The following is a 10,859-nucleotide window of genomic DNA, read 5'->3' on the forward strand; positions in this document are numbered from 1 at the left end:
CATGGGATTATCACCTAATTTATATCGAAATGTCGGAGATCTTTCTCCCTTATCAACGGATGTGATTATTATTGGTGGTGGAGCAACCGGTGCCGGTATTGCACGCGATTGTGCCTTGCGTGGCATTGATTGCATTTTATTAGAACGCCGCGACATCGCAACCGGAGCAACGGGGCGAAACCATGGTTTGCTGCATAGCGGCGCACGCTATGCCGTGAATGATCAAGAATCTGCGCAAGAATGTATTAAAGAAAACCGCATTTTGCGGAATATTGCGCGCCACTGTGTGGATGAAACGGAAGGTTTATTTATTACGCTTCCCGAAGATTCCATGGATTACCAAAAAACCTTTCTTGAAAGCTGTGCCAAATCCGGCATTGAAGCGGTGGCTATTGAGCCTGATTTAGCCAAAATAATGGAGCCCTCCGTCAATCCTAACCTTGTCGGTGCAGTGGTTGTGCCGGACGGCTCTATTGATCCATTCCGCTTAACCGCTTCTAATATGCTTGATGCCACGGAAAACGGCGCAAAAATGTTTACTTATTGCGAAGTCAAAAATTTGATTCGTGAAGGTGGTAAAGTCATTGGCGTGAAAGTTTATGATCATAAAAATAAAACAGAACGTCAGTTTTTTGCACCGCTTGTGGTCAATGCCGGGGGAATTTGGGGGCAAGGCATTGCCGAATATGCCGATCTAAAAATCAAAATGTTCCCGGCAAAAGGTGCATTGCTTGTAATGGGGCATCGAATTAATAAAATGGTGATTAACCGTTGCCGTAAACCGGCTGATGCGGATATCCTTGTGCCGGGTGATACCATTTCTGTTATCGGCACAACCTCCAGCCGTATTCCTTATGATCAAATCGACAATATGAGCGTTACACCGGAAGAAGTGGACATTCTTTTCCGTGAGGGCGAGAAGCTCGCACCAAGTCTGCGCCATACCCGTGTGTTACGTGCCTATGCGGGCGTTCGCCCGTTGGTGGCGACCGATGATGACCCGTCCGGACGTAATGTGAGCCGTGGTATTGTATTGCTCGATCACACGGAACGTGACGGCTTGGACGGTTTTATTACCATCACCGGCGGTAAGTTGATGACTTATCGTTTAATGGCGGAATGGGCGACTGATCTCATTTGTAAAAAACTCAATAAAAACGCCCCTTGCGTGACGGCTGAACAATCATTACCGGGTTCAAATGAAAGTCGTCAAGAAACCAACCGAAAAGTGATTTCATTGCCAAGTACTATTCGTTATTCCGCCGTGTATCGTCATGGTTCACGGGCAACGCGCTTGCTTGATAAAACACGTTTAGATCGCTCTATGGTGTGTGAATGCGAAGCGGTAACCGCGGGAGAAGTTCGCTATGCCGTAGAGGAGTTAGACGTAAATAATTTGGTGGATTTACGCCGCCGCACCCGTGTAGGAATGGGAACCTGCCAAGCGGAACTTTGTGCCTGTCGGGCTGCCGGTTTAATGAATCGTTTTGAAGTGGCGACACCTCGGCAATCTACCCTTCAACTTTCCTCTTTTATGGAAGAACGCTGGCGTGGTATTGAACCGATTGCTTGGGGCGAAGCGATTCGCGAAGCCGAATTTACCTCTTGGATGTATGCCAGCGTATTAGGCTTAAATGATGTAAAACCACTTGAAGAACAGGCACAACAGGGAACGGACAGCAATGAATTTTGATGTAGTCATTATCGGTGGCGGGCTGGCGGGATTAACCTGTGGCATCGCCCTTCAACAACGTGGTAAACACTGCGTGATTATCAACAATGGTCAGGCTGCAATTGATTTTGCATCAGGTTCGCTTGATTTATTAAGCCGTATGCCTTCAGGAAGTGTGGTCGAAAATTTAAAAGAAAATATCGCCGCACTTTGCAACATATTGCCGACACACCCTTATAGCTTATTGGGTGCAGAAAAAGTGCTTGCAAAAGCAGAAGCATTCCAAATGTTGGCAGAATCATTCAATTTGGATTTAATCGGCTCTTCCGAGAGAAATCATCTGCGTGTAACCGGTTTAGGCGGCTTGCGCGGATCATGGCTTTCACCTAATAGTGTACCTATAGTGCAAGGTGATGCTTTTCCGCATAAACGTATTACGGTTCTTGGTATTGAAGGCTATCACGATTTCCAACCGCAATTATTAGCGGCGAACTTGGTACTTAACCCACAATTCAGTCATTGCGAGGTGAATAGTGGTTTCCTGAATATTCCGCAATTAGACGAACTCCGCCAAAATGCCCGTGAGTTTCGTAGTGTGAATATTGCACAACTTTTAGAACATAAATTAGCCTTTGACGATTTAGTGAAAGAAATTGTGGAATCTGCTCAAGGTGCGGAAGCAGTATTCTTACCTGCCTGTTTCGGATTGGAAAATCAGGAATTTATGACCGCACTTCGTAGCGCGACCAAACTTGCTCTTTTTGAATTACCGACTTTGCCGCCCTCATTACTTGGTATGCGCCAACGTATTCAATTGCGCCGTCAATTTGAATCGCTCGGTGGCTTAATGATGAACGGCGATAGCGCACTGAAAGCCCGTTTTGAGGGGGATCACGTACAGTGCATTATGACCCGTTTACACGAAAATGAAGAAATCACTGCCGACAATTTCGTGTTGGCATCGGGGAGTTTCTTCAGTAAAGGCTTAGTGGCTGAGTTTGATAAAATTTATGAACCGGTGTTTGAAGCCGACATTATCGGCGTGGAAGGCTTCAACGATAAAGATCGTCTCAGCTGGACGGATTCCCGTTTTTCCAATCCTCAGCCTTATCAATCCGCCGGTGTGGCGATTAACCCTCATTGCCAAGTGCAAAAGAGCGGTCGATTTTTAACGAATTTATATGCTGTCGGTAATGTAATCGGCGGTTTTAATGCCTTGGAACTCGGTTGTGGCTCCGGAGTGGCGGTGGTAACGGCACTTTCCGTTGCGGATGAAATTTTGGCGAAATAAGGGGGAGATATGGCTATGAATATTCAGCGATTAATCGACAGTGCAAAACAATCTCTCAATTCACCGGCAAGCCATCAATATATTGATGAAAGTTTTGAAAGCTGCATTAAATGTACGGCCTGTACCGCCGTCTGTCCTGTTTCACGTAATAATCCGCTTTATCCCGGTCCAAAACAATCCGGCCCTGACGGTGAACGCTTGCGTTTAAAATCTGCCGAGCTTTATGACGAAGCCCTGAAATATTGCACCAACTGTAAACGTTGTGAAGTGGCTTGCCCGTCCGATGTAAAAATCGGCGATCTGATCGTACGTGCACGCAACAATCATTTGGCGCAACAGAAAAAGCCGCTAATGCACAAATTGCGTGATGCTATTTTGAGCAATACGGATATGATGGGCAAACTCAACACACCGCTTGCGCCGATTGTAAATACAATTACAGGGTTGAGTGCCACAAAGTTTGTATTAGAGAAAACGCTTAATATCAGTAAAAAAAGAACGTTACCGAAATATTCATTCGGCACGTTTCGTAGCTGGTATATGAAAAATGCGTTGGAGGAACAGAAAAAGTTTGAACGCAAAGTGGCGTATTTCCACGGTTGTTACGTGAACTACAACAATCCGCAACTGGGTAAAGCGTTTTTGAAAGTCTTTAATGCGATGAACATCGGCGTAATGTTGTTGGTAAAAGAAAAATGCTGCGGTTTACCCTTAAGCGTGAACGGCTTTCCCGAACGGGCGCGTAACATTGCGCAATTCAACACGGATTATATCGGTAAAATGGTGGACGAAAACGGTTTGGAGGTAATTAGCGAAGCCTCGAGCTGTGCTTTGAATTTGCGTGATGAATATCATCATATTTTAGGTATCGATAATGCAAAAGTGCGTCCGCATATTCATATGGTAACGCCGTTCTTGTATCAATTATTTAAAGAAGGCAAAACCTTACCGCTCAAACCTTTGAAATTACGCGTAGCCTATCATACCGCTTGCCACGTAGAGAAAGCCGGTTGGGCACCTTATACCCTTGAAGTGTTAAAACAAATTCCGAATTTGGAAATCATTATGTTGCCGTCTCAATGTTGCGGTATTGCCGGCACTTACGGCTTCAAAACGGAAAATTATGATGTTTCCCAATCCATTGGTAAACACCTGTTTGAGTATATTAACGAGGGCGGATTTGATTTCGTTATTTCCGAATGTCAAACCTGTAAATGGCAAATTGATATGTCGTCCAATGTAACCTGTATCCATCCGCTAACTTTGCTTTGTATGTCAATGGAGGCTTGATGTATTTAAAAAGTGCGGTTGAATTCCCTTTTTTAACGGCAAGGATAACCTGATATTTAAATTCGGCGGAGTAAATTCGTTTACGGTGCAATACGGCAAGCCCTGCATCGCCTGAATGTTGATATTGGGCAATCCAACGTCTTAAGGTGCTATCGGAAAGTTGAAATTGTTTTGGGTAAGCGAAACATCTAAGTGATTTTCAAGATAAAAATTGATGACTTGTTTGAATGTTTGATTGTATTTGGTCATAAAAACCTGCCCCTGACTGAGTTGGTTTATTGAGTCCAACTTTTCGGGGGCAGATCAGTTTTTTTAGCTGTTTTATTTTCGGTATTATGTAGCAATTGCACAAAACATCGTAAATACCATCGTTCCTATAAGGTGGGCAAATTTTTGCCCACCCTACCCCAAGAAATATCAAAGCGCTTTGTGCAACTGATACATAATACCGTTTATTTTTCATAGTTGATTTACACTATCTTATTCTATATTGGTCTTGTTTTATTGTATAAAAGAAACACCATGCTTGGTGTTTCGGTTTTATATGTTGTAGTTAAATTTCATACAATCTGTTTTTATTTAGCAAGAATCTCCTATGACCAATGGACAGGGTAATTTATGGCAATCTACATCTTGACGTTCTTCAATTAAATGTAAGGCTGCCTGTTCTCCCATTGTGTAATGTGGTAATTCTATGGTGGTGAGTGAAGGGATAAATAAATGTGCTATCCCTATCGTATTATCATATCCCGTTACTGCAATATCTTCAGGAATACGATATCCATAACGTAAGAGTAATTGATATACCACAAAAGCTATTCGGTCATTTCCACAAACAACGACATCATAGTCCAACTTTTTTTGATGTAGCAGCATTTCCATTAATGGTTTTGCACCTTCAAAATAATTTTCACCATCTTCCTGCATAAAATAATAGTCCGTTTTTATTTTATTCTCTAAGCTTTGAGTAAGAAATGCTTGCTCAAAACCTGCTTTACGTTCTTTTGTAGCAATATAATTGTGCGGAATATGTAGAAATAATGGCTTTTTATATCCTTTTTCGGCTAATAATTTTCCAATGTCATATTGTCCTTGGAAATCATCGGGAATGTAGCTGGCAAGAGGGAAATCGTCTGTCACACAATTTGCCAAAGCAATAGGGAATTGACGCAATTTTTCAGGTATTTTCACGGTCTTTAAGCCGTTACGTGCAATAATAACTGCGTTCGGGCGGTGAGATATGAGCTGTTCAACCGCTTGCTCCATTTCTGTTTCATCATTTTCAAAAGTATTAATGACATAGGAATGCCAGCCAAATTTACGAACCGTTTTTTCTATGGCCAGTAAGATGTCAACAGAAAAAGGTGTCGTTGCCGTGCCAAGTGAAAATACGCCGATCGTTTTTCCTGCCGAACCTCGAATATTTTGTGCGGCGAAATTCGGTACATAACCTAGTTGCTCGATAGCTTGTTTTACCTTTAAATAGGTTTTTTCCGATAGTTTGTCAGGATTATTAAGTGCACGTGATACTGTCATAATCGATACTTCGGCTAACTGCGCGACATCTTTCAGCGATACCATAAAATGCTCCTACCGTTAAATCAGAGAAAGGATTTATTGTTAATTATCTGGTTGTTTAATTCTAGATCATATCTTGTTTTTAGAGAATTGTTAGCGTTAACTATGAAATATATCCCTTCACTTTATTAGTTATTAAATGTTAACGTTAAAATTTGTGATTAATATCACAAATTTGAAAAATATTATTTGTTAAAAACAAATGATAACGTTAACATATGGATTAATGAGAACAATACTTTTAAAGGTTAAGAATGGCAACGAACGATACAACTCAGACTTATTACTTAACGAATCGTAATTACTGGATCTTTGGTAGTTATTTCTTTGTTTTTTTCTTTATTATGGCTACCTGCTACCCTTTTCTTGGAATTTGGCTTGGGGATATAAATGGATTATCAGGTGAAGAAGCGGGTATGGTATTTGCGATGATGTCATTTTTTGCACTTTGTTTTCAGCCTGTATTTGGTTATGTATCGGATAAACTTGGCGTGCGAAAACATTTACTTTGGATTTTATCCATTACCCTTGTTTTTTATGCACCGTTCTTTATTTATGTGTTTGCTCCGCTACTTAAAATCAATATTTGGCTTGGTTCGATTGTCGGAGGTGCTTACATAGGATTTATATTTCAAGCAGGTTCACCGGCATCTGAAGCCTATATTGAGCGAATAAGTCGATGTAGTCGATTTGAATATGGTCGGGCAAGAATGTTCGGAATGTTCGGCTGGGCAATTTGTGCCGCTATCGCGGGTAATCTTTATGGCTCCAATCCCGATTATGTATTTTGGCTCGGTTCTGCGGCATCACTTCTGCTACTTTTGTTGGTTTTTCTTGCAAAACCAACGGAGAGTTCAACGGCAAAAGTAGTTGAACAATTGGTTAATAGCAAAAATTCCGTTACCTTACAGCAAGCATTTATCATCTTCAAACGGCCAAAATTCTGGGCTTTACTCGCTTATGTGATAGGTGTTGCTTGTATTTATGATATTTTTGACCAGCAATTCGGCAACTTTTTTAATCGTTTTTTCGAATCTAATGCCGAAGGCATCAAAATGTTTGGTTATGTTACGACAGCCGGTGAAATGCTTAATGCGTTGATAATGTTCTTCGTGCCTCTTATCATCAACAGAATTGGGGCAAAAAATGCTTTGCTAATTGCCGGTTCTATTATGAGTATCCGCATTATTGGATCTTCTTTCGCCACAGAAGCGTGGCATGTTGTGGTGCTCAAAACGTTACATATGTTTGAAGTACCATTTTATCTTGTAGGTACATTCAAATATATTGCGAATACTTTTGAATTACACTTTTCAGCAACGATTTATCTTGTTGCTTGCCACTTTACCAAACAAATTGGTAATATGATTGTTTCACCCATTGTTGGCGCAGGCTATGATTTATACGGTTTTCAGCATACCTATTTTATTTTAGGCTGTATCGCCGTAACATTTACTATCATTTCTATGTTCACATTAACCGGAAAAATGCCCGTTAATGAACGTTACCAATTACATAAAAGTAATTTGCGTTCAAATTAAGAAATTGCGAAGGAGTAACAGCTATGATTTTACCGCCATATTTTGAAAACCCTGAGATTTTGCAGGTCAATCGCCAACCTCATCACGCTTATTTCGTACCATTTGCAATTGATCAAGAACCGATACAACTTGCACGGGAAACATCCCGATTTTTCACCGCACTTTCGGGTTCAAACTGGGATTTTAGTTATTACCCGAGTGCGCAATGTTTACCTGAAACCTTTTTAACTATACCGCTCCAAACACAAATTCCTGTTCCGTCTAATTGGCAAAATCATGGCTTTGATCGCCATCATTATACCAATATCAATTACCCTTTCCCTTTTGATCCCCCTTTTGTACCCAAAGAAAATCCCTGCGGACATTACCGGCATCAATTTGATTTCATGCCAAAATCAGGTAAACGTTATTTACTGAATTTCGAAGGGGTGGATAGCTGCTTATTTGTCTATGTGAATCAACAGTTTGTCGGTTATGGTCAAATCAGCCATAGTACGAATGAATTTGATATTACCGAAAATCTCCTATCCGGTAAAAACCAGCTTGATGTGGTGGTATTAAAATGGTGTGACGGCAGTTATTTGGAAGATCAAGATAAATTCCGTATGTCGGGAATTTTCCGTGATGTGTATTTGTTGGAACGTGATAGTCATTATTTGCAGGATTTCTTCATCAAAGCAGAATTAAATGATGATTTCAGCCAAGGAACATTAAATATTGAAACCCAATTTATCGGTGAAAAACAGGCGGTTGAATTTGTCCTTTATCATCCTCAAGGTGAGGAAATCGCCCGACAAAGTGCGGTTGATTTTTCACTTGATTTACCGAATCCGATTTTATGGAATGCGGAAAATCCGCAGCTTTATCGCTTAACAATGCAAATCGGTAGTGAAATTATCGAACAAAAAATCGGTTTCCGAAAAATTTATGTGGAAAATGCCGTCTTAAAAATTAACGGTCAGACTATTAAGTTTAAAGGGGTAAACCGGCACGATAGTGATCCTAAAACCGGCTATGCGATTTCGCTCGAACAAGCATTGATTGATCTTAAATTGATGAAACAACACAATATCAATGCCATTCGCACCGCACATTATCCTAATGCGCCTTGGTTTAGCGAGTTGTGCGATCTATACGGCTTTTATCTTATCTCGGAAAGTGATATTGAAAGTCACGGTGCGGCAATGCAATATGTCGCCTTGCCGGAACAAAGCATTTTCTTAAATGAAAAACGTATCAATCAAGATGAAGAAATTCGCCGACAAACGATTGATAACTTTTGTTATTTTGCGCGCTCACCCGATTATAAATCGGCGATTTTAGACCGCACTTTTGCTAATGTAGAACGCGATAAAAATCGAACTTCCATCGTAATTTGGTCACTGGGTAATGAAAGCGGTTATGGAGAAAATTTTGAAGCCGCCGCCGCTTGGATTAAACAACGTGATACAAGCCGTTTAGTGCACTATGAAAGTGCGATTTATCAACACCAAGATCATCAAAATAATCTGAGCAATCTTGATTTTTATAGCGAAATGTATGCGCCGACACAGTCCTTGGATAACTACAACCAAAGCACTGCAATGAAACCTTACGTATTGTGTGAATATTCTCACGCAATGGGTAATTCCAATGGTGATGCGGAAGATTATTGGCAAGCCTTTGAACGCAATGAAAAATCCTGCGGTGGATTCGTATGGGAATGGTGCGATCATGCCCCTTATTTACCTGATGGATCTGGTCGAGTGGGTTATGGCGGGGATTTCGGTGATACACCAAATGATGGAAACTTCTGTATGGATGGTTTGGTGTCGCAAGATCGCATACCACACAGTAATTTACTGGAATTAAAAAATGTGAATCGCCCGGTGCGGGCGGAATTTACGGCTGATCAGGTAAAAATAAAAAATTATTGGGATTTCACGGATCTTAAAGACAATCTCTCTATTCGATACGCATTCATCGCAGAGGGTAAAACCTTTGAAGAAGGGGAATTTGAGATTTCTTGTCCGCCTAAAAATAGCGTATTTTTATCCCTTACCATTCCCCCTTATCAAGGAAAATTTTTAACGCTGGATTTGCATTATATCAATCAAAAACCAAGTGATCTGCTACCCAAAGATCATTCCTTTGGCTTTGATCAACTCATTATTTATGGACAAGATTTAGTTCACCCACAAAAAACTCAATCAAATTTGACCGCACTTTCAGACTTTGAAATAGACGAAACGGAAACACATTTATGCTTAACTAATAACCAATTTCAATTTGTTTTTGATAAAAACAAAGGTATTTTCAGTGAAGTTAGGAAAAACGGACAAGCGATAATTCAACAACCGCTGGATTTCAATATATGGCGTGCACCAACGGATAACGATCGCCTGATTCGGGAATTTTGGCAAAACGCAGGTTATGATAACGCATTCAGCCGGGCATATCAGGTAAGTTGGAAGCGTTTGGAAGAGCAAGTGCAAATTGATGCTGAAATCGGCATTGTCGCAGTGGCAAAAACGCGGATTTTGCTGCTTTCCGTACGCTATTTGCTTTCAAAAGAAGGAAAATTGACCATTCAAGTCAATGCCAAACGTTCCGCCGATTTGCCTTATCTACCACGCTTCGGTTTACGGTTTTTCTTGCGTAAAGATTGCAATCACGCACAATATTTCGGCTATGGTGAACAAGAAAGTTATATTGATAAACATCATCTCGCCCGGCTTGGCAATTACTTTGTAGATGTATCGAATTATAAAATGCCGTATGTAAAACCCCAAGAAAACGGAAGTCATTACGGTACGCACTTTGTTTCATTAGAAGATTTAACGATCTCCGCTGATGCGCCCTTTAGTTTTAATCTTTCACCTTATACTCAAGAGGAAATGACGCAGAAAACTCATTGTTATGATTTACAGGAATGCGCTTCAACGATTCTTTGCGTGGATTATAAAATGAGCGGTATAGGTTCTAATTCTTGCGGACCGATATTGAAAGAGCAATATCGTTTGAAGGCGTCGGAATTTAATTTTCGTTTTTATGTGCAGTTTTAACTAAACTGACCTGCCAGTAAAAGTGCGGTGGAATTTGACCGCACTTTTATATGGGGGAATTCTCGTCTTGGCAACGATTCTTTATCTTATTTCGATCTAAGAAATGATGTTTTTATATTAATTTTAAGTAAGGAATGGGCTTTAGCGAGGGTTCTCTAGTTGCAATGGTTAGGACATAAATACGAAAAATGCCGTTAATTTTAATATATATTAAGATCTTATTAACTTGTCAGACCAGTTTTGATAAGGCTATTTTATTTTTGAAGAAGTATATTAATTATTTTTTGATTCTGAATAAGTGTTAAATTAAAATATATTTATCTAAAATTTAAATCAAACTATAGAAAATATATAAAATCTTTAGTAAAATCAAATAAATAAATAAATAAATAAATAAATAAATAAATAAATAAATAAATAAATAAATTGATTGATTGATTGAT

The 10,859-nt window shown here is 40.1% G+C and carries 6 protein-coding genes; 5 read left to right on the forward strand and 1 reads right to left on the reverse strand.

Annotation, left to right across the window (positions count from 1 at the left end; translation table 11 throughout):
- Nucleotide 1: 1 nt before the first annotated feature.
- The 3 genes from glpA to glpC are packed head-to-tail and all read left to right on the forward strand — an operon-like array spanning nt 2 to nt 4,253.
- Nucleotides 2–1,693 (forward strand): anaerobic glycerol-3-phosphate dehydrogenase subunit A, encoded by a 1,692-nt coding sequence (glpA, locus tag IHV77_RS06595; RefSeq protein ID WP_194811211.1) that lies wholly within the window; start codon nt 2–4, stop codon nt 1,691–1,693.
- Nucleotides 1,683–2,963 (forward strand): glycerol-3-phosphate dehydrogenase subunit GlpB, encoded by a 1,281-nt coding sequence (gene glpB / locus IHV77_RS06600; RefSeq protein WP_194811212.1) that lies wholly within the window; start codon nt 1,683–1,685, stop codon nt 2,961–2,963. Before glpA ends, glpB begins: the two co-directional genes overlap by 11 nt.
- Before the next feature lie 9 nt (nt 2,964–2,972).
- On the forward strand, nt 2,973–4,253 hold the full coding sequence (gene glpC, locus IHV77_RS06605) for an anaerobic glycerol-3-phosphate dehydrogenase subunit GlpC (protein ID WP_194811213.1): 1,281 nt from the start codon (nt 2,973–2,975) through the stop codon (nt 4,251–4,253).
- Nucleotides 4,254–4,832: 579 nt separating this feature from the next.
- Here the strand turns inward: glpC and IHV77_RS06610 are convergent.
- On the reverse strand, nt 4,833–5,834 hold the full coding sequence (locus IHV77_RS06610) for a LacI family DNA-binding transcriptional regulator (RefSeq protein ID WP_194811214.1): 1,002 nt from the start codon (nt 5,832–5,834) through the stop codon (nt 4,833–4,835).
- Nucleotides 5,835–6,085: 251 nt separating this feature from the next.
- Here IHV77_RS06610 and IHV77_RS06615 point away from each other — a divergent pair, with 251 nt between their 5' ends.
- Nucleotides 6,086–7,372 carry an MFS transporter gene (locus IHV77_RS06615; protein ID WP_194811215.1) on the forward strand — a complete coding sequence of 429 codons (1,287 nt, stop codon included), beginning with the start codon at nt 6,086–6,088 and terminating at the stop codon, nt 7,370–7,372.
- Nucleotides 7,373–7,395: 23 nt separating this feature from the next.
- Nucleotides 7,396–10,416, forward strand: coding sequence for a glycoside hydrolase family 2 TIM barrel-domain containing protein (locus IHV77_RS06620; protein ID WP_194811216.1), 3,021 nt, complete (start codon nt 7,396–7,398; stop codon nt 10,414–10,416).
- Nucleotides 10,417–10,859: the final 443 nt, after the last annotated feature.

The sequence above is a fragment of the Rodentibacter haemolyticus genome (assembly GCF_015356115.1).
Lineage (GTDB): Bacteria > Pseudomonadota > Gammaproteobacteria > Enterobacterales > Pasteurellaceae > Rodentibacter > Rodentibacter haemolyticus.

Coding starts and splice junctions, on each gene's coding strand:
- IHV77_RS06610 (WP_194811214.1), bottom strand. CDS start 5,834: ATGGTATCGCTGAAAGATGTCGCGCAGTTAGCCGAAGTATCGATTATG.
- glpB (WP_194811212.1), top strand. CDS start 1,683: ATGAATTTTGATGTAGTCATTATCGGTGGCGGGCTGGCGGGATTAACC.
- glpC (WP_194811213.1), top strand. CDS start 2,973: ATGGCTATGAATATTCAGCGATTAATCGACAGTGCAAAACAATCTCTC.
- IHV77_RS06620 (WP_194811216.1), top strand. CDS start 7,396: ATGATTTTACCGCCATATTTTGAAAACCCTGAGATTTTGCAGGTCAAT.
- IHV77_RS06615 (WP_194811215.1), top strand. CDS start 6,086: ATGGCAACGAACGATACAACTCAGACTTATTACTTAACGAATCGTAAT.
- glpA (WP_194811211.1), top strand. CDS start 2: ATGGGATTATCACCTAATTTATATCGAAATGTCGGAGATCTTTCTCCC.